We start from the raw sequence: 26,713 nt of genomic DNA, 5'->3' as shown, positions 1-26,713 counted from the left end.
TAAAGAACGTGGAGACACCCATGCACACAGACACAACTCGCGAGAACTCGCCGACCAACGCGCCGCAATCGAGCCAGGGCCAACAGGACCTGGCTGCGACCGCGCCTGGTCAGTTGCGCGTGATCAAGCGTAACGGCACTGTCGTTGCGTACACCGATGACAAGATCACCGTCGCTATCACCAAAGCGTTTCTCGCAGTTGAGGGCGGCAACGCTGCCGCCTCGTCGCGTATCCACGACACCGTTGCACGTCTGACCGAGCAGGTCACCGCGACCTTCAAGCGTCGCATGCCGTCGGGCGGCACCATCCACATCGAAGAAATCCAGGATCAGGTCGAACTGGCCCTGATGCGTGCCGGCGAGCAGAAAGTCGCTCGCGACTACGTCATCTATCGTGACTCCCGCGCCAAGGAACGTGCTGGCCGCGCTCCGGAAACCGAAGTCCAGGCACACCCTTCGATCCGCATCACTCGCGCCGACGGCAGCCTGACGCCGCTGGACATGGGTCGTCTGAACACCATCGTCACCGAAGCCTGCGAAGGCCTGGCTGAAGTCGACTCCAGCCTGATCCAGACCGAAACCCTGAAAAACCTGTACGACGGCGTTGCCCTCAAGGACGTCAACACCGCACTGGTGATGACTGCCCGTACCCTGGTCGAGCGTGAGCCGAACTACTCGTTCGTCACCGCCCGCCTGCTGATGGACACCCTGCGTGCCGAAGCCCTGAGCTTCCTGGAAGTCGCCGACAGCGCCACTCACCACGAAATGGCCGACCTGTACGCCAAGGCCCTGCCTGCCTACATCGCCACCGGTATCCAGTACGAACTGCTCAACCCTGTGCTGGCCGACTTCGACCTGGTGAAACTGGGCAAGGCCATCAACCACGAGCGCGATCAGCAGTTCACTTACCTGGGCCTGCAGACCCTGTACGACCGTTACTTCATCCACAAGGATGGCGTGCGTTTCGAACTGCCGCAGATCTTCTTCATGCGCGTGGCCATGGGCCTGGCGATCGAAGAGAAAGCCAAGGAAGATCGCGCCATCGAGTTCTACAACCTGCTGTCGTCCTTCGACTACATGTCGTCGACCCCGACCCTGTTCAACGCCGGTACCCTGCGTCCACAGCTGTCCAGCTGCTACCTGACCACCGTGCCGGATGACCTGTCGGGCATCTACCACGCGATCCACGACAACGCCATGCTGTCCAAATTCGCAGGCGGCCTGGGCAACGACTGGACGCCGGTTCGTGCGCTGGGCTCCTACATCAAGGGCACCAACGGCAAGTCCCAGGGCGTCGTGCCTTTCCTGAAAGTGGTCAACGACACCGCCGTTGCGGTCAACCAGGGCGGCAAGCGCAAGGGCGCTGTCTGTGCCTACCTGGAAACCTGGCACATGGACATTGAAGAGTTCATCGAGCTGCGCAAGAACACCGGTGACGACCGTCGTCGTACCCACGACATGAACACCGCCAACTGGATCCCCGACCTGTTCATGAAGCGCGTCTTCGACGACGGCAAGTGGACCCTGTTCTCGCCATCGGAAGTGCCGGACCTGCACGACCTGACCGGCAAGGCCTTCGAAGAGCGCTACGAGTACTACGAAGCCCTGACCGAATACCCGGGCAAGATCAAACTGTTCAAGACCATCCAGGCCAAGGATCTGTGGCGCAAGATGCTCTCGATGCTGTTCGAGACCGGCCACCCATGGCTGACCTTCAAGGACCCGTGCAACCTGCGCAGCCCGCAGCAGCACGTGGGCGTGGTCCACAGCTCGAACCTGTGCACCGAGATCACCCTGAACACCAACAAGGACGAGATCGCGGTCTGCAACCTGGGCTCGATCAACCTGCCGAACCACATCGTCAACGGCAAACTGGACACCGACAAGCTCAAGCGCACCGTCGACGTCGCCGTGCGCATGCTCGACAACGTGATCGACATCAACTACTACTCGGTCCCGCAAGCCAAGAACTCCAACCTGCGCCACCGTCCGGTCGGCCTGGGCATCATGGGCTTCCAGGACGCACTGTACCTGCAGCACATCCCGTACGGTTCGCAAGCAGCCGTCGAGTTCGCCGACACTTCCATGGAAGCGGTCAGCTACTACGCCATCCAGGCTTCCTGTGATCTGGCCGACGAGCGCGGCGCCTACGAGACGTTCCAGGGCTCGCTGTGGTCCAAAGGCATCCTGCCGCTGGATTCGCAACAGATCCTGATCGAAGCCCGTGGCCAGAAGTACATCGATGTCGACCTGAAGGAAACCCTGGACTGGGCACCGGTACGTGCCCGTGTGCAGAAAGGTATCCGTAACTCGAACATCATGGCCATCGCACCGACCGCGACCATCGCCAACATCACCGGCGTATCGCAGTCGATCGAACCGACCTATCAGAACCTGTACGTGAAATCGAACCTGTCGGGCGAATTCACCGTGATCAACCCGTACCTGGTTCGCGACCTCAAGGCTCGCGACCTGTGGGACTCGGTCATGATCAACGACCTGAAGTACTACGACGGTTCCGTACAGCAGATCGAGCGCATTCCGCAGGAGCTCAAGGAGCTTTACGCCACCGCGTTCGAAGTGGAAACCAAGTGGATCGTCGACGCCGCCAGCCGCCGTCAGAAGTGGATCGATCAGGCTCAGTCCCTGAACCTGTACATCGCTGGCGCTTCGGGCAAGAAACTGGACGTGACCTACCGCATGGCCTGGTACCGTGGTCTGAAAACCACCTACTACCTCCGTGCCCTGGCCGCGACCAGCACCGAGAAGTCGACCATCAACACCGGCAAGCTCAACGCCGTATCGAGCGGCGGCCACGGCCCGGACGACTCCGCGATCACCGCGCCACGTCCAGCCGAAGCAGCACCGGCCGGCCCGGCACCAGTGCCAAAAGCCTGCGCCATTGACGAGCCGGATTGCGAGGCTTGCCAGTAAGGCAATCCGGTCTTCGCGAATAATTCGCTCCTACACAGGCTGTAGGAGCGAATTCATTCGCGAAAGGGCCAACGAGCCCACACTTTCATGTTTTTTGCGTGCAGCAAACGATACGCAAGCAACACACCTCATAGATCCAACAGGCCAGTCCACGAGACTGCCTCTCACGCAGGAGATGTACACCATGCTGAGCTGGGACGAATTCGACAAAGACGAAGGCGAAGTAGCCGCCAAACCCAACCAGGCTGCACAGGTTCAGGAAGCCACAATGGACCGTCTGGACAGCGCCGGTGGTGCTGCCGCTCTGGAAGCTCGCGCCATTACCGCCAGCGATTCCGCGGCACTGATCCGCGCGAAGAAAGCGCTGGACGCTCTGGACGTTGCCGAAGGTCTGGCTGAGCTGGAAGGTGCTTCGGCCCGTGTCGCTGTCGATGAAAAGCGCATGATCAACTGCCGCGCCGACCTCAACCAGCTCGTGCCTTTCAAATATGACTGGGCCTGGCAGAAGTACCTGGACGGCTGCGCAAACCACTGGATGCCGCAAGAAGTCAACATGACCGCCGACATCGCCCTCTGGAAAAACCCGGAAGGCCTGACCGACGACGAGCGCCGCATCGTGATGCGCAACCTGGGCTTCTTCTCCACCGCCGACTCGCTGGTTGCCAACAACCTCGTGCTGGCCGTGTACCGCCTGATCACCAACCCCGAATGCCGCCAGTACATCCTGCGCCAGGCCTTCGAGGAAGCGATCCACACCCACGCCTACCAGTACTGCATCGAATCGCTGGCCATGGATGAAGGCGAGATCTTCAACATGTACCACGAGATTCCATCGGTCGCCAAAAAGGCAGCCTGGGGCCTGAAATACACCCGCTCGATCTCCGATCCGAAGTTCGAGACCGGCACCGTCGAAACCGACAAGGAACTGCTGCGCAACCTGATCGCCTACTACTGCGTTCTGGAAGGCATCTTCTTCTATTGCGGCTTCACCCAGATCCTGTCCATGGGCCGCCGCAACAAGATGACCGGCGTCGCCGAGCAGTTCCAGTACATCCTGCGCGACGAGTCCATGCACCTGAACTTCGGTATCGACGTGATCAACCAGATCAAGATCGAAAACCCGCACCTGTGGGATGCCGAGATGAAGGAAGAAGCCACGCAGATGATCCTGCAAGGCACCCAGCTGGAAATCGAATACGCCCGCGACACCATGCCTCGTGGCGTACTGGGCATGAACGCAGCGATGATGGAGGACTACCTCAAATTCATCGCCAACCGTCGCCTGTCGCAGATCGGCCTGAAAGAAGAATACCCGGGCACCAACAACCCGTTCCCATGGATGAGCGAAATCATGGACTTGAAGAAAGAGAAAAACTTCTTCGAGACTCGGGTTATCGAGTATCAGACTGGCGGTGCGTTGAGCTGGGATTGATTGGCTTGCACAGCTGAAATCCAAAAAGGGCTGCCACATGGCAGCCCTTTTTTTTCGACTGAAAAACCTCCAGCAAGCCGGCCTCTTCGCGAATGAATTGGCTCTGTCTGCATTAAGTGTTGCAAGTCCGTCAGAAGACCGTGGGAGGCAGCTTGCTGGCGACTTCAAATGAATTCGCTTACGAGGGTGGCGCAAACGGTGGCGCTTCGTTGATTTCAATGATCAGCGGGCGGTCATTCGGGGCTTCGCGTAAAAGCGTTTGCAGATGTGCGTGGTCGCGGGCGCGCTCTGCGGCGCAGCCGAAGCCGCGGGCAATGGCGAGGAAGTCCGGCGTGTAGATATCCACCCCCAGAGGCATGATGTCCCGGCGCTCCATATAGCGCTTGATCTCGCCATACCCCTGGTTGTTCCACAGCAATACGATGATCGCGATGCGCGCTTCCACGGCGCTGGCCAGTTCCGGCAGCGTGAACTGAATGCCGCCGTCGCCCATCAGACTGATGACAGTTCGTTCAGGCTCTGCCAGTTTTGCACCCAGAGCCGCAGGCAAGCCGTAGCCCAACGTGCCATAACCGGTGGAGGCGTTGAACCAGCGGCGCGGGCCGTCCAGTTCCACCAGATGATTGCCGCTGTACACCGTCTGGGTCGAATCCCCGACAAAACGTGCCTCGGGCAACACCTCCAGCACACACTCGAACAGCCGCCGGTAATGCGCCCAGCCGCTGAAACCTTCGCTCAATTGTTCGCGCACCGCAGCCGCACGTTTCGCTCCCGGACTGTCAGGGCTTGCCGCACGGGCTGGCAACTCGGCCAGCAAGGCGCGCATCGCCTGACAGGCATCGCTGAGGATGGCCAGGCTCGGTACATGGTTGCGAGTCAATTGTTCGGCGTCGATATCGATCCGGATCAACTCACCCCCAATCCGGAAATTGCCATCGAACACCACGTCGTAATCGGTCTCCCCCAGTTCAGTACCAATCGCCAGCACCACATCGGCCTCCAGCGCCAGTTGCCGCACCGGCACCAGCGACTGATTGCTGCCCAGCAATAAAGGATGATCGCCCGGCAGCAGGCCTTTGGCATTGATGGTCAAGGCCGTGGGCGCATCGAGACGTGCTGCCAGCTCACGAGCCTCGTCCATGGCCGCGACGCAACCGCCGCCCAGCAGCAAGAGCGGATGCCGGGCAGCGCGCAGGCGCTCTGCAGCCGCCTGAATGACCGACAGATCCGGCGACGGGCGCGCGATGACCTGACGAGGCAAAAGCGCCAGGTGGTCGGCAGGCGCAGTGATGATGTCCAACGGCAACTCGATATGTACCGGTCTCGGACGCTGGCTGTCGAACACCACAAAGGCACGCAGCAGCACCGTAGGCAGTTCATCAACGCTCATCAGGGTATGGCTGAAAGCACTGACCCCGGCGACCATCGCGCGCTGGTTCGGCAGCTCATGCAGATACCCGTTGCCCTGCCCCAGCCGCGCGCGCTCGTTGACGCTGGAAATCACCAGCATCGGAATCGAGTCAGCGTAGGCCTGGCCCATGGCGGTGAGAATATTGGTCATCCCCGGCCCGGTGATGATGAAGCATACGCCGGGCTTGCCGCTGACCCGCGCATAGCCGTCCGCCATGAAACCCGCGCCCTGCTCATGACGCGGTGTGACATGGCGGATGCCGCTATCCGGCAGGCCACGATACAGTTCGATGGTATGCACGCCAGGAATGCCGAACACCGTATCGACACCCCAGGCCTGCAATTGCCTGACGAGGAATTCGCCGCAGGTGCTCATGCCATGACCTCCTGTTCCAGACCAATGAAGCGGCGCACCCGGGGATCACCCTCGTTGCGGATCGATCCAGGCGAAGCGTCGGTCACCACATGGCCGTTTTCCATAAACACGATGCGGTCGGAGATCGACAGCGCAAAATCCATTTCATGGGTCACGATCAACATGGTCATGCCCTCCCCGGCCAGATCACGAATCACATTGAGCACTTCACCCACCAGTTCCGGGTCCAGCGCCGAAGTGGGTTCGTCGAACAGCATGATGTCCGGCTCCATGGCCAGAGCACGGGCAATTGCCACCCGCTGTTGCTGACCGCCGGACAACTGATGCGGGTACTTGTCGGCATGTGCCAGCAGCCCGACCCGATCCAGCAGCGCATGCCCCTTGCGACGCAGTTCGTCAGCACCGGCCAGGCCGTGATAGCGCGGCGCAAGGATGACGTTGTCGAGAATCGTGCGATGCGGAAACAGGTTGAAGTTCTGGAACACCATACCAATGCGCCGGATACCCTGGCGAATGGCCGGAGCATCGTCACGCTTGCCGGCCTTGATGAAGTCATTGCCGAACAGCACGATCTCGCCACGATCAATGCTTTCCAGGCTGTTGATGGTGCGGATCAGCGACGTCTTGCCCGAGCCGGAAGGGCCGATGATGGAGATCACCTCACCGGGCTTGACCACCAGGTCGATGCCCTTGAGAACTTCGTGATTGCCATAGCGTTTGTGGATGCCGCGCAGCAACAAGGCATCGGGTTGTCCTGGCGTCGGCTCGTTACGTTTCTTGCCGACAGCCGTCGGTTGGCGCAAGGCCTGGGCCTGGGCGGCATCGAGGGTCTGGGCGTTCTTGCGTGACAGGTCCAGATGACGCTCGGCCCACTGCAGCAGCCAGCCGAACAGCGTGACGATCAACACGTAATAAATGGCCACAGCCGCCAGGGTTTCCAGCACCAGAAAGTTCTGCGCATACAGACGCTGGCCAACCAGCAGCAACTCGCTCAGGGAAATCACCGACACCAGTGAAGTGAGCTTGACGATGGTCACGTATTCGTTGGTCAGCGTCGGCAAGGAAATGCGAATGGCCTGGGGAATGATCACCAGCCGCTGTGCGCCCAGGCCGCGAATACCCAGTGCCTTGGCGGCCTCCCGCTGCCCCTTGAGCACCGACAGCAAGCCGCCACGATGAATCTCGGCCATGTAGGCGGTTTCGGTCAGTACCAGGGCGATAAGACCGGAATAGAAAGGTTGTGAAAGCACGCTGCCGGTCGCAGGAAACAACTGCGGCAGGTTGTAGACAAACACCAGCAGCACCAACAGCGGAATGCTGCGAAACAGCCAGATATACAGACTCGCCGGCATGCGCAGCCAGGCATGGCCGGACAGTTTGGCACTGGCCAGCACAAAGCCCAGCACCAGCCCGATGCCCCAGGACAAGGTGCTCAACTGAACCACGGTCAGGCAGGCTTTCCAGAAGGCGGAGACAGAAAACAGCGAGAAGAAATAGGCCCAATCGAATGCCATGATGACCTCGGTGAATCAGATGAATACAAAGGGAGCAGGAGGCAGCTTGCTGGCGACTGCCGCTGAAATCGCCAGCAAACGGCCTCCCACAGGGGCCAGTGAAATCAACATATCGATGTCGTCTGGCCCGGTAGAAATGGCGTGTTACGCCGGGTCCAGGTTGTACTTCTTGAGCAACTGGCTGTACTCGTCGCTCTGTTTGTAGGCTTCAACCGCCGTGCGCAGTTTCTCCAGCAGTTCGGTGTTGCCCTTCTTCACGTAGACGCCCAGGGTCTGGGCATACAGCGACTGCTGCGAACTGATGACGATGCGGCCACGGGCCTTGTCGATGATCATCTGCGCAGCGGCAGAGATTTCCAGGTGGGCCTGGATGTTGCCGGACATCAGCGCCTGTGACGCTTCAGCCGTGGTGGGGAATTCGCTGATCAGGATTTCGCCCTTGTTCTGCTTCGCGCAATAGTCGCTGGACACCGCCTTGAGCTGGTTGATCCAGTTGGTGCCTTGCTGCAGACCGACTTTCAGGCCGCACAAATCCTCAGGCTGCTGCGGTTTGGCGGCGCTGTCGCTGCGCACCATGATCGCTGCGCCGACCTTTGCGTAGGGGATGGCTTCCGCCTGTTTGGTGCGTTCCTCAGTGATGTACATGCCCGAAATGATGGTGTCGAAGCGGTTGGCATTCAGGCCCAGGATCAGGTTCGGAAAGCGCGTGTCGACGAACTCGACCTTCAGGCTACCGATCTGCTTTGCCAGCGCGGCAGACACTTCCGGGTCGAAACCCACAACCTTGTCGCCGTCATAGGACTCGAACGGCGGATAGGAAATTTCCATACCGACCTTGAGCGTGCCGGGCGTGGCAGTCGGTGCTGCATGAACGCTGCCTGCGAACAACAGGGACAGGCCAAGCAGAGAAGTGGCAAGGCGCGAAAGCGTGGTGTTTTGCATAGTTGTCATTCCAGGTTGAGGGAAAAGGCAGATCACAAAGTCACGCTCTGATTTTTCAGGTGCCCGAAGCTTGAAGGCTTTCTGGCGCGTTCCGGCAAGGCAATCTGCCCGCTGGCCACGCGCTGGCGAAGGTATTGATACGTCTGCAAGGCCTGGGCCCACATGTGCTCGCCAATGGCGATGGGCTCATAACTCTGTTCAGTTGCAGCAAACTGCGGCAACGGTTTGATAAGGGTGTGGTAGTCGCAGGCATAGAACAGCGGGAACGAATAGCGCTCCTGCCTGACCTTGCGCACCCGGTGTGCGGTGGCGACAAAAGCACCGGCGGTCATCACTTCCAGCATGTCGCCGATGTTCACCACAAAGGCATCGCCCAAGGGTGGTGCATCGATCCACTCGCCCTGCTCGTTCATCACCTCCAGGCCCGGCTGATCGGCCTTGAGAATGGTGAAGCACTCGTAATCGGTGTGCGCGCCGATGCCGGGAGCGTCCTGCGCTTCACCATCGTAGGGGTAATGGATCAGGCGCAGCTTCGAGGGCGGGAAACAGGCCATCTCATCAAAGGCATGCTCATCCAGCCCAAGGGCCAGGGCAAAGCCGCGAAACAACTGATGCCCTAACGCGAAAACGGCTTTGTAGTACGCCTGCACCGACGCCTGAAAACCCGGCAGACCCGGCCAGTCGTTGGGACCCAGCAGCGGCGTACCGGCGAGCACCAGCGGGTGGTCGGCGGGCACCTCGAAACCGATATCGAAAGCTTCCTTGCGGTCCGGCTTGCCGGTGCCATACACCTCCTCGCCTTCAGGCACGAAACCCTTGTGGGTCTGGGACGTACCGATGTAATGACGCATCTTGGCGTCCAGCGGCTGGGCGAAATACTGCTCGGCGGCGCGGTGCAGATTGTCGACCAGCTCGGGGGCGATGCCATGACCGGTGATATAGAGAAACCCGACATGCCGGGCTGCATCGCCGAGGGCCTGGGCCACGGCCTGACGGTCCTCCAGGCGCTCGCTGAACAGGCCGTGAATATCGACCACGGGAATCCGGGTGAAAGCAGAACGTTCACTCATGGCTGCTGGCTCTCTGGACGGTTGGAGAAAGTATTGAAGTGCTCGCGCTCGGTGCGGCCCATCCAGGCATTGAGGCCCCACAGATCGGCCACCGGCACATCGGTGAAAGGCAGATGATGCAGATAACCATCGGGACCGAACTCGGGCGTCAGGGTGGTGCCGGTAAAACCACGGGCCTGCTGCGAACGCCAGATGGCCTCCCAATGCTGCTGATGAAACGCCAGCGCCGCCGAGTATTCCGGAGCCGCCGGATGCGGCACCTGTGGACCCTGGTCGTAACCGACCCGCGCCTGAATGTGATGCACGCGCTCGACAAAGGCACTCAAATCGTCGGCCGGGTCGTCCAGCAGCCGCTCGCAGGTAACCACCCAATGGCTGATGTCGCTGGTGAAACGCAGGTCCGGCACTTGCTCGATCAGTTGCAGGGTCAGCCACGGATTGAACAACGAACGCGCCCGGTGCGTTTCGAAACTGCACAGCAAACCGCTGCGCGCCGCGATCTCCAGCGCCTCGCCAAAAAAATCCACCTGCTGCGCCAGCGGCCAGCGGTCATTACCGGCCAGCACATTGACAAAGCGTGGTTCCAGCTCGGCGGCCAGTTGCAACTTGTGCCTGAAATCCGCCAGATGCTCAGCCGGGGTGGCCGACTGCAACGGCAGTACCGGTGTGGAAGTGAACAGAATCGCGATATACGGCACCCGATTCTCACGCAAGAACGCCGCGAACGCCGCACGCTCGGCCTGTTGCTCGGGGATACGCGCCTCGAAGCCATCGAAACCGGCGGCACGGGCTTCATCCAGCGCCTGCTGCCAGGTGCCGCGATAGCCCCACAAGGTACGAAAGATTTCCAGCTTCATGGGCTGCTCCAGCGTCTGTCACTATTGGTCAGCTAAGGTGCACACAAACTTGTGGGAGGCAGCTTGCTGGCGAAAAGGCATCAACACCGGCAGATATGCTGCGTCTGTAGGTGAAGTCGCCAGCAAGCTGCCTCCCACCCAGTAATCCATGGTCCTCATGGGGCTTTACCGACGTACCACACCCGGCAACACACACAGCATTTCGTACAGCAGATTGGCCCCCAGCAACGAGGTATTGCCAGTGGTGTCATAAGGCGGCGACACCTCCACCAGATCGCAACCGATCAGATCCAGCCCCTGACACCCGCGAATGATCTCCAGCGCCTGAATCGTGGTCAGCCCGCCGACTTCCGGCGTACCTGTGCCGGGTGCCCAGGCCGGGTCGATGCCGTCGATATCGAACGACAGATACACCGGCCCGCCGCCCACCTTCTCGCGCACTTCGGCCATCAGTGGGGCCAACGACTGATGCCAGCATTCCTCGGCCTGCACCACACGAAACCCCTGCTTGCGACTCCAGTTGAAATCCTCGGCGGTATAACCCTGCGCCCGCAAGCCGATCTGCACCACACGATCACTGTCCAGCAGGCCCTCTTCCTGAGCGCGGCGGAACGTGGTGCCGTGGGCGATCTTCTCGCCAAACATGTGATCGTTGACGTCGGCATGGGCATCGACATGCACCAGCCCGACCTTGCCGTGCTTCTTGTGAATGGCGCGCAGAATCGGCAGCGTCAGGGTGTGATCGCCGCCCAGGGTCAGCGGGACGATGCCATAGCCGAGAATCCGGTCGTAGGCCTCCTCGATGATCCGCACCGCATCGAGCAGGTTGAAGGTATTGATCGCCACATCACCAATGTCCGCCACATTCAACGAATCGAACGGCGCTGCGCCCGTGGCCATGTTGTAAGGACGAATCATCACCGACTCGGCCCGAATCTCCCGCGGCCCGAAACGGGTGCCGGAACGCAGCGACGTCCCGATATCCAGCGGAATACCCACAAACGCCGCATCCAGACGCTCAAGCTCTTCAGGGGCCTGCACATGGGGCAGGCGCAGCATCGTGGCGATCCCGCCGAAACGGGGCATCTCATTGCCTCCCAGGGGCTGGTGGAAAGTCTTGTCCACGGGTGGCCTCACCTTGTTCACATTGAAAGTGAGGCCATTCTGGCCAGCCACGCCACACGGACACATCGCTGCCAGCAAATAATTACTTCAGAGATTTCTAAACTATCGCCAGATACACTGCCCTGATGCACCAGCCGACTCCCCCAGCAGGAGGCAGCTTGCTGGCGACAACCATCCACAGGAGCCCCCATGTCCTCAGCCCTGCCCGACCTCAAACTGCTGCGCATCTTCGCCAGCGTGGTGCGCCATCAGGGCTTTGCCGCCGCACAACAGGAACTCAACCTCTCCACCTCCGCCATCAGCACCTACATGAGCCAGCTCGAAACCCAGCTCGGCCTGGTCCTGTGCCACCGAGGCCGAGGCGGGTTCAGCCTGACCAGCAAAGGCGAACTCTTCCATCAGGAAACCCTGCGCCTGCTGGCCGAACTCGAAGGCTTCGAGCGCTACAGCGCCGCCCTCAAGGGCGAACTGCGCGGCACCCTCAACCTCGGCGTGCTCGACACCACGGTCAGCGACCCGGCCCTGCCACTGGCCGACGTCATCGGTGCCTACAGCAAAGAACACCCCGCCGTACACCTGCACCTCTCGGTACTCAGCCCCGCGCAACTGCAACTGGGCCTGCAGGAAAACCGCATCGACCTCGCCATCGGCGCCTTCTCCATCCGCATGAACGGCCTCGTGTACCAGGGGCTGTACCGCGAACAACACTGGCTGTACTGCAGCGACCGCCACGAACTCTTCGACCAGCGCCGCATCCCCGCCGAAGTCATCACCCAGCAACGCATGGTAGGACGCGGCTACTGGAGCCAGGCCGAACTCGCCCGCCACGGCTTCAAACACAGCGCAGCAACTGTGGAATCGATGGAAGCGCAACTGATACTCGTACTGTCCGGGGCATATATCGGGTACTTGCCGGAGCATTACGCACAGTTCTGGGTGGATCAGAAACGGCTGAAGGTGTTGCTGCCGACAACGTTCGGGTATCAGGCACCGTTTTCACTGGCGCTGAGGCGAGGGAGATCTAAGGAGCCGCTGATCAAGAGTTTTCGGGATCGGTTGAAGGGGTGTTTTGAAGAGTAGGAACAATCGGGGGGCGAAGCCAAAACGAGTTCCCGTGGGAGGGGGCTTGACCCGCGACAGCGCCAGATGACATTTGCCTATCTGTATGAAGTGCAGAAGCTATAAGCATCCCGTTTTTTGTGAGGACATCAGAACCTATAAATCCATACGGCGAACTTTCAAGCTAGCGCCTACCGTTACCTTTCGACGCGGCTTGACATCCCCCACCACGCGAGTTGAACCATCGGCTTGCGAAGCAAAGATATAGGTTCCTTAGTATAAAAATACAGAGCAACGGAATCTTTTAGGCCAACCACACTTAACAATCAAACCATTTACAACTCATCCTAACTTGACTCAACACATGGCAATGAGACATCATCACGTTATACAGGCTAAACCTAGCAGGTTGCTAAAAGGAGCTAGAGGTTTTATGGATGATATTATAGCCAATTTATTCAGTAAGCTTGACGAAAGTAAATGGTCTAACTGTTCCGAGCGGACACCTAATTCAAAAAATTGTGTAGAGTGTCTTCATAAACAGTATTTTGACGAAAATGAGATAAACTACAGCTGTGTTGAAAAACGTAAACTATATGTTATACGATATTTGCCAGTACATACAGCTGAAAATAGAGCTGGTTTTAAGAGCATCCCTTCGGATGTAATCGAAAAAATTTTAGATTACAATCATATCCGCATCCTCTCCATTGGCGGAGGGCCTGGAAGTGATATTTATGCAGCCCTGGATTTTCTTAGCTCTAAAGTTGATGAGAACTACAAACATAAAGTGTACATCACTAGAATTGACATTGAGCCATTGTGGGATAAAATTGCGACACATGTGATTAATGCCGCTAGTGACGATTTTGAAGTCAGTATCAAAACTCTACACGAAGATGTGATAGATGGTTTAGACAGAGTTAAAGGCAAGGAATTTGATATAATAGTATGCTCATATCTGATCTCAGAGCTTAACAATGTAAATCTTGAAAAACTAGGCCAAAAACTAAGAGCACTAATGTGGAATGGAGGTGTCATTGTAGTAAATGATCGTTCACAAGCAGAAGTAGAAGAAAAAGCTCGCACTGTGTTTAGAGCTGCTAATATAGAATACTCAAAAGTTTTTAATACTGATTGGGCAGGTTTCTGCTATCCTGAAGAAATTGTTAAAAAAGTAGGACCTAAATTGAATATGCGGTCTACTGCTTTTTGGGGGGTCAAGTGTGATAATTAGTGCAAGTCGCAGAACAGACATTCCTGCCTTCTACTCTGAATGGTTTATGAATCGTGTGCGGGCTGGCTTTTTACTCACGCGAAACCCATTTAATTATAATCAAATACGCCGAATTTCAATGCTACCACAGGATATAGAAGCAATTGTATTCTGGACGCGCAACCCAACAAACTTGCTCCCCTATTTACCCGAACTGGATAGCCAGGAGTTTAATTACTATTTTCAATACACGATAACTGGGTATCCGCGCTCTATTGAGCGATCAGTACCAAGCCCCCAAAAAGCTATCAATACATTCAGAAACCTGAGCGAATTGGTAGGCTCTCATCGTGTAGTTTGGAGATATGATCCAATTTTACTCTCAAACCTAATTACTCTCGAGGAGCACAAGCGATTATTCAAGAAAATTGCAGAACTTCTTGCAGGCAGTACACGAAGGGTAGTAATTAGTTTTTCTGACTTTTACAAAAAGACAGAAAAAAACTTGCGCGATATTGATGGCTTGATTTATTCAGACATCACGCTAGAGAGAGAAAAACTGTATGAACTGTCTAATTTCATGTCAAAAATTGCTTCAGGATATGACATGGAAATATTCAGCTGTGCGGAAGAAGTTGATATAAATAGCATTGAGCACGGAAAATGTATCGATGAAAACCTTATACAGCAGTCGTTTGGCCTATCATTAAGTGGCGAAAAAGATAAGGGGCAGCGAGAAGCATGTGGCTGTATAAAAAGCATCGACATCGGAGTGTACAATACCTGCCTACACGGCTGTTCTTATTGCTATGCAACATTCAACCAGGAACGTGTGATTTCAAACAAACGTTCCCATGATCCTTTAAGCCCTTTTTTAATTGGCGGAGTAGAAGGTATTGATCCTAACTTAATATCCCCCTCCCCTCCTCAAGGATCATTATTTTAACAAGGTTTCTCTTCCTTATCTCCTTAACCGTTTCTAACTATTAAGAAAGCCAGGGCATATTCACTGGCTTTTCCACAGAGAATAAACCCATTCTCTTAGCAACAAAAACACCTCTGCTGCCTGCCACACAACCTTGCATCAAATCTCAATATTACTAAGCCCTAGTTCCCGTGCAAGAATTCCAAAACGCTCTTTTATATTTGATGAATCGTTCGTTCCCTGCTGAGAAAGCCTGTCATACTCTAACAACTCATATGATGAACCAGCATAATCCACAGCAGCTTTAACTCTATTCTCTTTAATTTTTTCACGGAAATCCAGGAGCTTACGTCGAGTAATTTTATCGACTTCCCCCATTTTTATAGCAGCTCTAAAAACCAGATAATAAACAACCATATTGCCTTGAGCTTGAAGAAGCTCATCTTTTTCCATAAAAACTTGAGACATAGCATTCACTACGCTCATTGCAGCCTTTTTCAGCTCATTTACATGCAATGTGTGGGCACTATGATACTGCCGAGCAAAAGCGTCTAAATAAACTTTCTTAGTATCAATTAAACGACCGCCATCCCTTAAACTTTCTTCTACTAGCAACATACGAACAGCTACTTCACGATGCTTGTAACGATTATTATTGAAACGAACCCTTCTAACAAAAATGTCTGATGTGGCAAGTTCCCTAATCGCTGCTACTAAGTCCCCACCTATTGCATTTCTCTTTTCAGCCGCATTTAAAGGAGCAGCCTCATTAAGCCTGGAGAACATATCCTCGATTAAGTCTTCATCATCCGTGCTAAGACCTACAACTGGTAGAACAAAAGAATCAAATGCAATACGTATCTTGGGAAACTCTTTAGCTACATCCTCATAAGTTAGATTAGCCAAATGAATTGAAGGGTCTCTTTGATATTCAAAATCTTCTGAAATCGAAAAATCGCCATCAATAAAATCCCAAATAGTTTGCAGCCTTTGACGCCCATCAACTACCGCATACCCATAACCCGTAGCAGACTTTTGCTCTCTTGAAAACTCATGAAAATAGAGTTTGGGCACATCATAATCATTTAAAATAGAATCTATAAGTAGCTGTTTTTTCTCCAGCGTCCATACGCCCCCCATTCGTTGATAATGCGGGTCAAGTTGTATTTGGTCCTTTTCAGAATATAAAAACATGATAGTAGTATTTTTCAAAGAAAACGTTTCAATAAAGCTCATTGCACCCCCTCCTTGATAATCAACCCCACACTGGCCAATTCTGGAAACATTTGGAATCGCCCAAACCCCAACATTTCCAACTGCTTAAGTATGAGTGGCTTTGCCTCTTTGGGAATTTTATACTGAATAACATGCGACGAATCCCCCACTTTTTCTATAGGGATATTTTCATGATGATGTATAGTAAATACACCCAACTGAGCTTGTATTCGAGCATTATTTCGAGTGGCAATAGTTGCAACCGGCAACAACTGAATCCGTTTATTCTGAGCTAAGCTATCTACTGAATAGTTTTCAAGTTCTTGATCATCAAAGGATGGAATATATCCATCCTCATCTTTATTATTTATATGGGCATGCTTATTGAGCTCTGATGGTCGGAGTAGCCAAAGAGCAGCATCGCAGTTTTCGCGGGTTTCATGACCCTCCACTGCAAAATACAGCCCAACCAATGGACTTTCACTCCAATCAAGCAATCTAGTAGGAACACCGTAGTGCTGCATAAGAAAAAGCCAATCAAACGACTCTCCGGGGTGTCGTTCGATTAGCATTGCTGCACTTTGTTTGAATCTTTTTAAAAGAGTGGCTTCCGAAGGAGGACTTTTCAATCTGACATAGCCTGGCAGCAACGGCCAATCAAGATTAGCCTGCCCCCTGTACCATATTGCTCCCTTATAACCATCATTATCTTCATTTAGCGCTTCGAGCAATGATTGTACTGACGTGATCTCTCTCATGGCTGTGAGCGCCTCCCTTCTGTTGTATGTGAGCCCACATACAAGCTACTATTTCGCCATCACTCTGTCTACCTTTTATACGCCCCACTAGCAGAAAATTAAAGAGTTACTAATCACAAGAATTACAATCATTAGCACCGAGCACCTTCTGCAGCCGGTTAACTAAACTTTCTTTGTCCCGAAGCTCACACTCCCAGACTATCACCACAGTCCACCCATATGATGAAAGCTCGCTTTCAACACGAGCGTCCCGTTCGCGATTTTTCTGAAATTTTTTAGTCCAGAAATCAGGTCTTGTTTTAGGTGTATACGCATATTTACAACCTTCATGTCGATGCCAAAAACACCCATGAACAAAGATGCATATGTTCAGACGTGCAAAAACAAGATCAGGAGTACCCGGCAAGTTTTTTTGAGAAATTCGAAAACGATAACCTAATCGATGACAAATAGAGCGAATAGCAATTTCAGGGCGTGTATTACGCCCCTTTATACTTTGCATACATCTCCGGCGTTGCTCAGGGCTCAGAACATCCATACTGATTAACCCAGAGAAAAAATCTCAACATTAATTTCTGGCCCAAACGAGATCGTCTCCGGAGATACAGAGACAGTATCTACACGCACACCATCCAAAACAGGGTCTAATCGATCCAATACGCTTTTTGCAAACAAGTTTAACGGTGCAGAAATTCGTAACTTAGCGCTCTTACCATCGATTGCATAAATCCTATACAACCTGTACTCATCCAAATCTCGCATGTGCAAAAGTTCATTAATTGAAACATGCAGTTTTTGATTAAAAGATCCAGAAGTCGCTTTCACATCTATGTAAACGGACTCATTAATAACAAAGTCATAAGCTTCAATGGCATTTTCATTAGAAGCCCATTTATACCCCTCAATCATTCCACTAGATAGCTGACATCCTAGATAATAGTCAACAAACTCTTCTCCTATTGCGCCAGTAGAGTCCGCTCTGTCACGTGCCCGCCTCAAATCATCTTTGGAGATTTTTCTCTTCGCACTCCACCTTTGTAGTGCTTGAACGCCAGAAATACCACCTTGAGATGCATCTTCAAACGCCCCATCAATATCCATCACGCGAGCGGCATGAGTAGCATCAATATCGGAAACATTAACAAGCGCTTCCAATTCAGTCAGATTGAAAGCCTTCATTGATTCGCCATTCATAGCGACTGTGATAGAAGAGTGAAATTCAAAATCTTCCTGATGATGTGAAGAAACCAATATTAACTTTAGCTCATCAAATACAGGCTCTCCACCAAAGATGAGAATCCCATAGTCACCCTCTCGCAATCTATTATATCGATCAGGCGCATCTATTGGATTACCGATAAACTCTCCATTTAGTCGCCAGTTTTTATAAGCTGCCCCTTTTACAATTTTACGCGCCAAAGAGTGTTTGGGAGCAGCCCCAGGACCGTAAATGCTAAGATCTACCAAAAAAGATGTCTTTCCTTTTTGAGCTGAAATGTTCGGCAAATCAGGATAAAGCTTATCAATAAAAACATTAGCATTTAAATTGATTGACTTTTGATTTCCAGAATTCATTTCCTTGAAATGCCAAGAAAACAAGGTAAGATCAGACTTCGTCAAACGCTTGATCGCAATCTTGCTCATATTTATTCCTTAATATTCCGCATAATTTCACTTGCTAAAGCGAATGACAGTAGAGGAGGTACAGCGTTACCTACCTGCTTGAATGCAGGATTCATACTTCCTGAAAATGTGAATCCATCTGGAAAGGACTGGAGACGCGCAGCCTCACGAACAGATATAGTTCGAGCTTGAAAACTATCATAATGAATATGAGAATAGCCATCTTTTCCTAAATGAGCCATCAATGTACGGGCTGGTTTATCCGCCTCCATTTTACGCCATTTATTTGGAAATTTAGTTGGATCATAGGGAGGAACATACAACTTATAAAGCTCTTTGTACTGCTCACTCCCCTCTTCGAGTATTTCTCCCATAATGCGTTTTTTTGCAAGAGCCTCATTAAAAAGGTCTACAGCATGATTGAACGCTTCCGGATACTGATCCCCAGGATTCATACGCGCAAAAATTGGATAATCACGTGGTAAAGAGCGAGTCACATGCCCATACACAACTCCATGACTTTCAAATCCAGGCCAGTTGCGCATGAGTTCAGAGTACTTCGAGTTGGGCGCATCAGCAGGATAGAAGCTTTCCTCTCTAGGGCTTCTCGCGCCCTTCTTTACCCCCTCCTCCAAATGCTTAGTGATTTTTGGCAAATCACACAAAGCAGAGTGTGCTGTTACTGCTGGCTCACAGGTTTCAGGAGATGCAGCTGGAGGCTGAATAAAATAATGATCACTACTTAATAAATCAGAATTTATATTCTTCAATGCCACCTTACGACTATTATCGTATCCGCGGGGCAAATCAATCCAATTAGTTGGTTTTGGAAAGCTGACTTTCTTATTAAGCTCCTTTGAATACGCAATAAGAAACATACGCTCCCGCATTTCGGGCACGCCATAATAAACTGCGTTCAACAATGTATAACCACAATCATACCCTAAGTCATCTAGGGTTTCGCACACCTCTTCAGCAATATTATGCCCCCCATAATTTAATACGTCAGGGACATTTTCCATCAAAATAGCGATAGGCTTTAACTCACGAACAAAATGAAGATAGCGAAGATAAAGATTTCCTCTAGGATCTTGTTTAAATGCCTGTGGATGCTCTGCTACCTCTCGCAACTTTGCTCGGCCTACACGCGCAAATGCTTGGCAAGGAGGCCCACCAACAATAACATCAATAGCTCTGTCCGCTGGCCCAGGGAACCCCATATCATGAATAAAAGACTGGGGTTCTATCTGGGTAATATCATGAGCTTGTGCATGCTTTTCAAACTCTTCTGGCGGCAGATTTTTATGAAAATTCAGCGCATGTGAGCGTGCTGCATGAGCATCAAACTCAACTGCAGCAACATTTTTAAACCCGGCTCGATCGAAGCCCAGAGATATGCCGCCACAACCAGCAAATAAATCGAGAACCCTGGGAGCCTCGCCGCTGTGTATACGTGCAATTTTTTCTTTGTGGATGTCTCTCATAAAAATCGTGAACGGCCTGGATCAAAACGGTTGAGTATATAGAATCGACGCCTGCCCAGCACCCATTGGCCACTCCCATCTGGGCAACAGGGTGATGGCAAAAAGCGATTCATGTTCAGCTATGAGGAGTCAATTTTCTACCTAAGCTTCCAGTCGCTCCGTAGGCATGGTGGCTCAGGGACTTACGTTTAAAGCCTAATGAATCCGATGAGCCAGCGAAAAGGCTAGGCTAGCAGCAAGAAATTTCAGAATCGCCCTACAATTTCACATCTTGTCTATCGAATCAACGATGCCTACCCTATCGCCGCGCCTAAGAAACGCTCCCCACACAGCGGCTGGACCGCTCCCGAGATATGCGGCTTTTTTGTACCTGCGGCCTTCGGCTGCGCGTCTGAAAAAATGTGTGATGTCGGGAGTGGGCTAATACAAGACCCGAAAGGGGAATACGTCCGGCCCTCTGTGTGGGGTTTCTTAACTCCCGGCGCCTTGCCCTAAGAAAGCTGAATCACACAAGGTATAAAAATGAAGATGCAGAACACACAAGACGAATCGCGAAGGCAACCGGTCCTCGAACCTTTCCACCCCACCACCTTCCTCCGCCACAACCGCCAACTCCGCGCCCTGCTCCTCGAAACCCAACCCTGGTTCTCTGCCCGTGACCTGAGCAAGCTCATCGCCTGGCCGCTGAACGAGCGCACCACCAGCAAACTCGACCCGGACCAGCGCCGTACGCTGTGGCTGGAGAGCCACGGTCGTACTGAAGAAGCGTTGATGATCAGTGAATCAGGGGTGTATGCATTGCTGGTGCATCATTACCATCCCGAACATCGCAGTCTGCGGCACTGGCTGACCAATGAGGTGGTCGCGGCGTTGCGCGATGAGCAGGTGCCGCCGGTGGAGAGCATGCCGAGTCTGAGTCTGCTGCAATGGCCGGGCATGTCGTTGAGCATGTTGCATTGGCAGAGCGAGCCGTGGATTCGGTTGCGGGATGTGCCGCAGGTGTTGCCGGTTTCCGGGCAGGGGTTTGAGGAGCCTGCGGGGCGGTCGGGTGGGTCGTGGTTTCAGGGGGCTGCTAGGTTTTTTTCGGGGGTTTGAGTTGGCTTGATTCCCTGATCCTGATGGTCAGGCCTTGCCATTACGGTATGAGTTTATTCGCGAAGTGATCGGTACAGTTGATAGCGGTTATCGTCTGTTCGATTGTTTTCGCGAATAAATTCGCTCTGTCCTCGTTAAATGTTATGGGAGGGGCGGCAGCGGTCCAGTCGCCAGCAAGCTGCCTCCCACAGTCGGTTATCGATTGAACCGCTCCGCCAGACTGTGCAGGTACTCGGCCATTTCTTCCAGCTCCTTGCTGATCTGCGAGCCTTGTTGCGCCTGACCGGCGCTCTGGTCGCAGAGTTGCGCGATGCGGGTGATCTGCTGGCTGATGTTTTCCGCCACGTGGGTCTGTTCTTCCGAGGCGGAGGCCATTTGCTGGCTCATGCCGGTAATCCGGGTGACGGACTGGCTGATGCCGTCGAGGGCCTTTTGCACGGCTTCGACGCTGGCGACGCTTTCCTGGGAGATCTGTTCGCCCTTGCTGGCGGTCTGCACGGCGCGGTCGGCACCGTCGCGCAGGGAGGTGATGATTTGCTGGATCTGCTCGGTCGAGGACTGGGTACGAGAAGCCAGCGAGCGGACTTCATCGGCGACCACCGCAAAACCACGCCCCTGTTCGCCAGCACGGGCGGCTTCGATGGCGGCGTTGAGGGCCAGCAGGTTGGTCTGCTGGGCGATGGCGGTAATCACGTCGACAACGCTGCCGATGGATTGCGTAGCGCTGGCCAGTTCTCCGACGGCGGTGCCGATTTCGGTTACCGAGTTGGCCATGTGCCGGATCGCCAGCAGGCTGTCATCGGCCAGATTGCGTCCTTGTTGCGCCAGTTTGTCGGCCTCTTCGGCGGCATGGGCGGTGCTCTGGACGTTATGGGTAACTTCCTGAATGGTCGCCGCCATCTGGTTGATGGCCGTCGCCGACTGGTCGGTTTCGCTGCGTTGCTGATCGAGGGAGCGCGCCTGCTGATGCGACAGTTGCGCCGATTGCCCGGCGTGGCGTCTGACGTTTTCGCCGGTATCCACCAGACGGGTCAAGGCGGTTTGCAGGCGGGCTTCTTCGCTGAGCAGGGCCAGGTCGAGTTGCGCCTGCGGGCCGCGATTGTCGCTGTAGGTCAGGGCCACCAGGGCGCTGGTAAAGGCCTTGGGGTGGTCGTCGAGGGTTTTCTGGATGCTGCGCCGCTGACGGACCTCCAGGTAGCCACCCAGGGCGACCAGTACCACCAGGATCATGGCGAAGGATGCATTGTCGTCCAGCAGGTACACGCCGACCATCAGGGCCAGCGCACAGAGCACCATCGGCAGTTGCCGAAGCAGGTGATACCTGGCACTGCTCACTTTGGAAACCGGGGGTTTGCCTGCACGCAGCCGTGCATAGAGCGCTTCGGCACGACGTACCTGATCGCGGGTCGGAAGCGAGCGCACCGATTCATAACCGACAATCCGGCCGTTTTCGTATACGGCGGTCACGTAGGCGCTGACCCAGTAGAAGTCACCCTGCTTGGAACGGTTCTTGACCACGCCCATCCAGGGTTTGCCCTGCTTGATGGTTTCCCACATGTGGGCGAATACCGAAGGCGGCATGTCCGGGTGGCGGACCAGGTTGTGCGGCTGGCCGATCAGCTCTTCACGTGTGAAACCGCTGAGTGCGACGAAGGCATCGTTGCAGTACGTGATGTGGCTATTGAGGTCGGTAGTGGAAATCAAACGCTCAGAAGCGGGAAAGGTTCTCTCGTTCTGAGTGACAGGCATGTTTACACGCATCTAGAAGACCTCTCCCTGATAGAATCTTCACAAATACCGGGTACCTTGAAGGTTTAGCACAGTCTTTCAAAGTGACAACCGGAATCGCATTGGCATATTTATCGGCCCTCTCGAGGGAGCCTTTAATTAGTGTTTTTCAACCTTTTCAAACGCTTGGAGCTTTCTTTTTCATAAGTGCCCTTTCAAGCGTGCAGAAGTAGAAGCTTTGGCGTTCAAAAGAGTCACTTACTTGCACCGCTCCCTTTGATTGAACAAGTGCTGCGCACGGATTTGAAAGGCCAGAAAACCTTTGCTTCAGCCTCTTGATCTCTGCACCATGAGCGCCCGATTCCAGCGGTTCGCCCCGCACGCCCACAGGCTACGCCATGCCACGCCCAGCTTCTTCACGCCTTGAAACCCTTGTTCGTATTGCCGGGAAACTGCCCGGATGGCTGGGCAGACGCCTGATGTCGTGGCTGGCAGGACGCCAGGGTCGCGACGTGCCGCAATCTCCTGCGACGGCAACAGCCGATACGCTGCAACCCCTTGAAGCACTGGAAAAAATACCGGCGACTCCGGTTATTGCAGTACGTGAAACTGTTAAAAAAGCCGCACCTCCCACGCCGCTCATAAAACCTGTAGCGCCCAATTGCCCGCATTGTAAAAAGACCATGATCATGAAAGTAGCCCGCAGCGGGCGTAATGCCGGCGGAGACTTCTGGGGATGTAAGGATTATCCAAAGTGCCGGGGCATGCGGGGTATATTCAGAACCTCATGAACAGGCAAAACCTTTAACTTTGTGTATGTTTTTAAACAACTTTTTAAACTTCCGGACATTGATCAACGAGGACATCCAATGCAGTCGTTCAGTCTTGAAGCCGTGGCGCTGTGCGTTGCATTGGTCGGTTGCCAAGGCATCGCAAGCGCTCAGGCGGCAACAAAACCCGCCGCCGAGAAGCAGGCTGTGGCCAGTCAGAAGGCTTCGTTGCTGGACGGCAAGCTGGCGTTCACCCTGCCGCCCGGTTATGTGAAAGGCGAGATGCCTGAAATCGATGCGAAGGCCATTGCTCAAGGCGTCAGTGGCGCGCTTTACACCCATCAGGCGCAGAAGCGGGTGTTGATCGTCACGGAAACGCCGATCCCGATGGATATGCAGGCCAGCGACAACGACCGTCTGGTGCTCGATGGGCTGGTGGCCGGGACATTGACTCAGCAGCGCTCCAGTTATACGGATTTCAAGGAGCTGGGCGAGAAGACGATCGTCAAGAAGAACGGTTTGGGTATTCGTCAGATCGATGCCTCGGCAACCATGAGCGGCGCCAAGGTGTTGAGCACCACCCTGGTGGCGGCGTCCGGGAGCCGGTCGGCGATTCTGAATGTGATTTCCAGTGCCAAGAATGCGCTGGAGCATGAGCAGATGGTGAAGGTGGTTGTGGGGGAGTAAGAAGAGAGCGGCAAGCTACAAGCTTCAAGTCAAAAGCTTGCGGCTTGCGGCTTGCCCCCTGCCCCTATTTCAACCGCAACGCCTGCGAAAGCAGCTCGATCAACGCCTGCACTTTCGGCAAGGCTTCGCGGCTGCGGGGCCAGACCAGGTGCAGCGCCAGGCCTTCGGTGCTGAGGTGCGGGAGGATCTCCACCAGTTCGCCGCGCTGCAGTTGTTCTTCGATCAGCCAGGTGGCCAGTTGGGCGATACCGCAGCCGCTGGCGGCGGCGAGCACCAGTGCTTCGCCATTGCCGACCACGATCCGGCCTTCGATGGCGCGGCTTTGCGGCTGGCCTTCGGCATCCACAAACAACCACGAACTGGTACTGCCATCGTTCCTGCCGAACAGGATGCAGTCGTGCCCGCTCAGGTCTTCGGCGCTGAGCGGGATGCCGCGTCGCTCCAGGTAGGCCGGTGCCGCGCAGAAGATCAGCCGTTCGGTGCCCAGGTAGCGATGCCCGACGCCCGCGGGCCAGACCTGCGGACCACCGATGCGGACCGTCAGGTCGATACCCTCTTCCAGCAGATCGACGAAGCGGTCGGTAAAGGTGATGCGCGGACGCAGTTTGGGGTACTGCCCGGCAAACGCCAGGATCAAGGGCAGCACATACGAGCGCCCGAACGAGGCTGGCAGGTCGATGCGCAACTGTCCGGCCGGTTCCGAGCGCTGGGCCAGCAAGGCGGTTTCGGCTTCTTCCAGTTCGGCCAGCATGCGCAGGCAGACCGCATGGTAGGCAGCGCCTTCTTCGGTCAGCGACAGACTGCGTGTGGTGCGCTCGAACAGGCGCATGCCCAGGCGGCTCTCCAGCCGGGCCACGCTTTTGCTGACGGCAGAGTTGGTCAGGCTCAGACGCTCGGCTGCCGCGGTAAAGCTGCCTGCATTGGCAACGGCCACAAAGGTGGTGATGCCTTTGAGTCGATCGGGAGAGAACACACCCGGCCTCCAATTATGGAAATATTTTCAATAGTGCCTCGAAAAATCACCAAGGATAAGAATTTCTTTCCGCAATAAACTGACACATTCCTTGAATTCCGGTTAGGTGTCATGTCGTATTCCGAATCTGCTTCCAATGCCGCCAGCAGCGGCGCACGTTCCACAGGCACAGGTCTGTCCATTGCCATTCTGGCGCTTGCAGGCTTTGTGATCGTTACCACCGAGTTTCTGATTATCGGTCTGTTGCCAGCACTGGCACGGGATCTGGGCGTTTCGATCTCGGTGGCCGGTTTGCTGGTCACGCTGTTTGCCTTCACGGTGATGCTCTTCGGCCCGCCGTTGACCGCCATGCTTTCGCACCTGGACCGCAAACGCATGTTCATCGCGATTCTGCTGATCTTTGCCGCCTCCAATGCCCTGGCAGCGGTATCGAGCAATATCTGGGTGCTGGCCGTCGCGCGTTTCATTCCGGCGCTGGCGCTGCCTGTGTTCTGGGGAACGGCCAGTGAAACCGCCAGTCTGCTGGCCGGTCCCGAAAAAGCTGGCAAGGCTGTGGCGCAGGTGTATCTGGGGATTTCCGCCGCCATGCTGCTGGGGATTCCGCTAGGAACGGTGTTTGCCGACGCCGTGGGCTGGCGCGGTGCGTTCTGGGCGCTGACGGTGCTTTCCGGGCTGATGGCCTTGCTGCTGGCCCTGTCGATGCCGCATCTGGCGCCTACCGAGAAAGTCGGGCTGGCACAACAGGCCAGAATCCTGCGCGACCGGCATTTCATGATGAACCTGCTGTTGTCGATCCTGCTGTTCACGGCAATGTTCGCGGCTTACACCTATCTGGCCGACACGCTTGAGCGTATCGCCCACATTGCGCCGGCTCAGGTCGGATGGTGGCTGATGGGCTTTGGTGCCGTGGGTTTGATCGGTAATGGTCTGGGTGGACGTTATGTCGACCGCAGCCCGCTGGGCTCGACCATGGCGTTTGCCCTGCTGCTGGCGCTGGGCATGAGTGCCAGCGTGCCCATGGCCGGTTCGTTACCGTTGCTGGCGGTGGTGCTGGTGGTATGGGGCATCGCGCATACGGCGCTGTTTCCGATCTGTCAGATCCGGGTGATGAAGGCCGCACCTCAGGCCCAGGCACTGGCGGGCACCTTGAATGTGTCGGCGGCCAACGCCGGAATCGGGCTGGGCTCGATCATCGGTGGCGCGACCATCGAGCATCTTGGGCTGGAGTCGGTGGGTCATGTCGCAGCCGGGGTCGCGCTGCTCGCCATTGCGGTGGCCTGGCTGACGTTGCTGCAGGCTCGTCGGGCGAAGGGCTGACGGGTTTCGGGCCGGATTTTTCGCGAATGAATTGGCTCTGTCCTCGTTAAGTTTTGTGGTGCCTCTGATGCGGCGCAGTTAATGTCGTGGGGGGGGGGGGGGGGGGGGGACACGGGGAGTTGCCGCCCAAGCCGACCCCCACCACCACCAAAGGGGATGGACAAACAAAATAAGAACAAGCCCAAAACAAATCTAAAACACAAA

22 protein-coding genes and 1 pseudogene are annotated in these 26,713 nt (G+C 54.9%); 9 read left to right on the top strand and 14 right to left on the bottom strand.

Annotation, left to right across the window (positions count from 1 at the left end; translation table 11 throughout):
- Positions 1-20: 20 nt before the first annotated feature.
- Both JSY17_RS24865 and JSY17_RS24860 read left to right on the top strand, forming a co-directional pair.
- Positions 21-2,933 carry a ribonucleoside-diphosphate reductase subunit alpha gene (locus tag JSY17_RS24865; RefSeq protein WP_117181071.1) on the top strand — a complete coding sequence of 971 codons (2,913 nt, stop codon included), beginning with the start codon at positions 21-23 and terminating at the stop codon, positions 2,931-2,933.
- A gap of 184 nt (positions 2,934-3,117) precedes the next feature.
- The gene (locus tag JSY17_RS24860; RefSeq protein ID WP_117166150.1) at positions 3,118-4,365 is read left to right on the top strand and encodes a ribonucleotide-diphosphate reductase subunit beta; all 1,248 of its coding nucleotides are present in this window, start codon (positions 3,118-3,120) and stop codon (positions 4,363-4,365) included.
- A gap of 178 nt (positions 4,366-4,543) precedes the next feature.
- On the opposite strand, the gene JSY17_RS24855 is transcribed toward JSY17_RS24860, so the two are convergent.
- The 6 genes from JSY17_RS24855 to speB form a co-directional block, all read right to left on the bottom strand.
- Positions 4,544-6,151 (bottom strand): 5-guanidino-2-oxopentanoate decarboxylase, encoded by a 1,608-nt coding sequence (locus tag JSY17_RS24855; protein WP_206403288.1) that lies wholly within the window; start codon positions 6,149-6,151, stop codon positions 4,544-4,546.
- Positions 6,148-7,665: an amino acid ABC transporter permease/ATP-binding protein gene (locus JSY17_RS24850; protein ID WP_206403287.1), complete on the bottom strand. Its 1,518-nt coding sequence runs from the start codon at positions 7,663-7,665 to the stop codon at positions 6,148-6,150. The genes JSY17_RS24855 and JSY17_RS24850 overlap by 4 nt, the downstream gene beginning before the upstream one ends.
- A 144-nt stretch (positions 7,666-7,809) precedes the next feature.
- Positions 7,810-8,607 (bottom strand): transporter substrate-binding domain-containing protein, encoded by a 798-nt coding sequence (locus tag JSY17_RS24845; RefSeq protein WP_206403286.1) that lies wholly within the window; start codon positions 8,605-8,607, stop codon positions 7,810-7,812.
- Positions 8,608-8,639: 32 nt separating this feature from the next.
- A complete protein-coding gene (locus JSY17_RS24840; RefSeq protein ID WP_122370669.1) occupies positions 8,640-9,677 on the bottom strand; it encodes an isopenicillin N synthase family dioxygenase in 1,038 nt (345 codons plus the stop codon).
- Complete coding sequence (locus JSY17_RS24835) at positions 9,674-10,534, bottom strand: sugar phosphate isomerase/epimerase family protein (RefSeq protein ID WP_206403285.1); 861 nt, start codon at positions 10,532-10,534, stop codon at positions 9,674-9,676. Before JSY17_RS24835 ends, JSY17_RS24840 begins: the two co-directional genes overlap by 4 nt.
- Positions 10,535-10,699: 165 nt before the next feature.
- The gene (gene speB / locus JSY17_RS24830; RefSeq protein WP_117185291.1) at positions 10,700-11,659 is read right to left on the bottom strand and encodes an agmatinase; all 960 of its coding nucleotides are present in this window, start codon (positions 11,657-11,659) and stop codon (positions 10,700-10,702) included.
- Between the two features lie 189 nt (positions 11,660-11,848).
- Here speB and JSY17_RS24825 point away from each other — a divergent pair, with 189 nt between their 5' ends.
- The 3 genes from JSY17_RS24825 to JSY17_RS24815 all read left to right on the top strand — a co-directional run bounded on the left by JSY17_RS24825 (position 11,849) and on the right by JSY17_RS24815 (position 14,880).
- Positions 11,849-12,739: a LysR family transcriptional regulator gene (locus JSY17_RS24825; protein WP_206403284.1), complete on the top strand. Its 891-nt coding sequence runs from the start codon at positions 11,849-11,851 to the stop codon at positions 12,737-12,739.
- A gap of 412 nt (positions 12,740-13,151) precedes the next feature.
- On the top strand, positions 13,152-13,955 hold the full coding sequence (locus tag JSY17_RS24820) for a hypothetical protein (protein WP_206403282.1): 804 nt from the start codon (positions 13,152-13,154) through the stop codon (positions 13,953-13,955).
- A gap of 46 nt (positions 13,956-14,001) precedes the next feature.
- The gene (locus JSY17_RS24815; protein ID WP_232849643.1) at positions 14,002-14,880 is read left to right on the top strand and encodes a DUF1848 domain-containing protein; all 879 of its coding nucleotides are present in this window, start codon (positions 14,002-14,004) and stop codon (positions 14,878-14,880) included.
- 138 nt (positions 14,881-15,018) lie between these two features.
- Here JSY17_RS24815 and JSY17_RS24810 read toward each other — a convergent pair whose 3' ends face one another.
- From JSY17_RS24810 to JSY17_RS24790, 5 genes are all read right to left on the bottom strand, one after another.
- Positions 15,019-16,095 carry a DUF262 domain-containing protein gene (locus JSY17_RS24810; protein ID WP_206403278.1) on the bottom strand — a complete coding sequence of 359 codons (1,077 nt, stop codon included), beginning with the start codon at positions 16,093-16,095 and terminating at the stop codon, positions 15,019-15,021.
- Entirely contained in the window at positions 16,092-16,832 is a 741-nt protein-coding gene (locus JSY17_RS24805; RefSeq protein WP_206403277.1) for an FRG domain-containing protein, read from the bottom strand. Before JSY17_RS24805 ends, JSY17_RS24810 begins: the two co-directional genes overlap by 4 nt.
- A 109-nt stretch (positions 16,833-16,941) precedes the next feature.
- On the bottom strand, positions 16,942-17,370 hold the full coding sequence (locus JSY17_RS24800) for a very short patch repair endonuclease (RefSeq protein WP_206403275.1): 429 nt from the start codon (positions 17,368-17,370) through the stop codon (positions 16,942-16,944).
- Between the two features lie 5 nt (positions 17,371-17,375).
- A complete protein-coding gene (locus tag JSY17_RS24795) occupies positions 17,376-18,476 on the bottom strand; it encodes a DUF3883 domain-containing protein (RefSeq protein WP_206403273.1) in 1,101 nt (366 codons plus the stop codon).
- Between the two features lie 2 nt (positions 18,477-18,478).
- Entirely contained in the window at positions 18,479-19,939 is a 1,461-nt protein-coding gene (locus tag JSY17_RS24790) for a DNA cytosine methyltransferase (protein WP_206403272.1), read from the bottom strand.
- A gap of 528 nt (positions 19,940-20,467) precedes the next feature.
- On the opposite strand from JSY17_RS24790, the gene JSY17_RS24785 reads away from it, so the two are divergent.
- On the top strand, positions 20,468-21,034 hold the full coding sequence (locus tag JSY17_RS24785; RefSeq protein WP_206403271.1) for a BRO-N domain-containing protein: 567 nt from the start codon (positions 20,468-20,470) through the stop codon (positions 21,032-21,034).
- A gap of 195 nt (positions 21,035-21,229) precedes the next feature.
- On the opposite strand, the gene JSY17_RS24780 is transcribed toward JSY17_RS24785, so the two are convergent.
- Positions 21,230-22,264 (bottom strand): methyl-accepting chemotaxis protein, encoded by a 1,035-nt coding sequence (locus JSY17_RS24780; RefSeq protein WP_408636126.1) that lies wholly within the window; start codon positions 22,262-22,264, stop codon positions 21,230-21,232.
- 249 nt (positions 22,265-22,513) lie between these two features.
- A pseudogene (locus tag JSY17_RS26200) lies at positions 22,514-22,783 on the bottom strand (PAS domain-containing protein); the annotation flags it as partial.
- Between the two features lie 377 nt (positions 22,784-23,160).
- Between JSY17_RS26200 and JSY17_RS24775 the strand changes: the two are divergent.
- Complete coding sequence (locus JSY17_RS24775) at positions 23,161-23,553, top strand: topoisomerase DNA-binding C4 zinc finger domain-containing protein (RefSeq protein WP_206403270.1); 393 nt, start codon at positions 23,161-23,163, stop codon at positions 23,551-23,553.
- A gap of 78 nt (positions 23,554-23,631) precedes the next feature.
- Positions 23,632-24,219 (top strand): DcrB/PsbP domain-containing protein, encoded by a 588-nt coding sequence (locus JSY17_RS24770; RefSeq protein WP_206403269.1) that lies wholly within the window; start codon positions 23,632-23,634, stop codon positions 24,217-24,219.
- Positions 24,220-24,283: 64 nt separating this feature from the next.
- Here the strand turns inward: JSY17_RS24770 and JSY17_RS24765 are convergent, their stop codons facing one another.
- The gene (locus JSY17_RS24765) at positions 24,284-25,192 is read right to left on the bottom strand and encodes a LysR family transcriptional regulator (protein WP_206403268.1); all 909 of its coding nucleotides are present in this window, start codon (positions 25,190-25,192) and stop codon (positions 24,284-24,286) included.
- A gap of 111 nt (positions 25,193-25,303) precedes the next feature.
- On the opposite strand from JSY17_RS24765, the gene JSY17_RS24760 reads away from it, so the two are divergent.
- The gene (locus tag JSY17_RS24760; protein WP_117181054.1) at positions 25,304-26,509 is read left to right on the top strand and encodes an MFS transporter; all 1,206 of its coding nucleotides are present in this window, start codon (positions 25,304-25,306) and stop codon (positions 26,507-26,509) included.
- Positions 26,510-26,713 lie beyond the last annotated feature (204 nt).

The sequence above is a fragment of the Pseudomonas capsici genome (assembly GCF_017165765.1).
In the GTDB taxonomy this organism is placed as follows: Bacteria; Pseudomonadota; Gammaproteobacteria; order Pseudomonadales; family Pseudomonadaceae; genus Aquipseudomonas; species Aquipseudomonas capsici.
This window is presented reverse-complemented; position numbering and strand designations above follow the sequence as displayed.

Coding starts and splice junctions, on each gene's coding strand:
- JSY17_RS24865 (WP_117181071.1), top strand. CDS start 21: ATGCACACAGACACAACTCGCGAGAACTCGCCGACCAACGCGCCGCAA.
- JSY17_RS24860 (WP_117166150.1), top strand. CDS start 3,118: ATGCTGAGCTGGGACGAATTCGACAAAGACGAAGGCGAAGTAGCCGCC.
- JSY17_RS24855 (WP_206403288.1), bottom strand. CDS start 6,151: ATGAGCACCTGCGGCGAATTCCTCGTCAGGCAATTGCAGGCCTGGGGT.
- JSY17_RS24850 (WP_206403287.1), bottom strand. CDS start 7,665: ATGGCATTCGATTGGGCCTATTTCTTCTCGCTGTTTTCTGTCTCCGCC.
- JSY17_RS24845 (WP_206403286.1), bottom strand. CDS start 8,607: ATGCAAAACACCACGCTTTCGCGCCTTGCCACTTCTCTGCTTGGCCTG.
- JSY17_RS24840 (WP_122370669.1), bottom strand. CDS start 9,677: ATGAGTGAACGTTCTGCTTTCACCCGGATTCCCGTGGTCGATATTCAC.
- JSY17_RS24835 (WP_206403285.1), bottom strand. CDS start 10,534: ATGAAGCTGGAAATCTTTCGTACCTTGTGGGGCTATCGCGGCACCTGG.
- JSY17_RS24825 (WP_206403284.1), top strand. CDS start 11,849: ATGTCCTCAGCCCTGCCCGACCTCAAACTGCTGCGCATCTTCGCCAGC.
- JSY17_RS24820 (WP_206403282.1), top strand. CDS start 13,152: ATGGATGATATTATAGCCAATTTATTCAGTAAGCTTGACGAAAGTAAA.
- JSY17_RS24815 (WP_232849643.1), top strand. CDS start 14,002: ATGAATCGTGTGCGGGCTGGCTTTTTACTCACGCGAAACCCATTTAAT.
- JSY17_RS24810 (WP_206403278.1), bottom strand. CDS start 16,095: ATGAGCTTTATTGAAACGTTTTCTTTGAAAAATACTACTATCATGTTT.
- JSY17_RS24805 (WP_206403277.1), bottom strand. CDS start 16,832: ATGAGAGAGATCACGTCAGTACAATCATTGCTCGAAGCGCTAAATGAA.
- JSY17_RS24800 (WP_206403275.1), bottom strand. CDS start 17,370: ATGGATGTTCTGAGCCCTGAGCAACGCCGGAGATGTATGCAAAGTATA.
- JSY17_RS24795 (WP_206403273.1), bottom strand. CDS start 18,476: ATGAGCAAGATTGCGATCAAGCGTTTGACGAAGTCTGATCTTACCTTG.
- JSY17_RS24790 (WP_206403272.1), bottom strand. CDS start 19,939: ATGAGAGACATCCACAAAGAAAAAATTGCACGTATACACAGCGGCGAG.
- JSY17_RS24785 (WP_206403271.1), top strand. CDS start 20,468: ATGCAGAACACACAAGACGAATCGCGAAGGCAACCGGTCCTCGAACCT.
- JSY17_RS24780 (WP_408636126.1), bottom strand. CDS start 22,264: ATGATCCTGGTGGTACTGGTCGCCCTGGGTGGCTACCTGGAGGTCCGT.
- JSY17_RS24775 (WP_206403270.1), top strand. CDS start 23,161: ATGCCACGCCCAGCTTCTTCACGCCTTGAAACCCTTGTTCGTATTGCC.
- JSY17_RS24770 (WP_206403269.1), top strand. CDS start 23,632: ATGCAGTCGTTCAGTCTTGAAGCCGTGGCGCTGTGCGTTGCATTGGTC.
- JSY17_RS24760 (WP_117181054.1), top strand. CDS start 25,304: ATGTCGTATTCCGAATCTGCTTCCAATGCCGCCAGCAGCGGCGCACGT.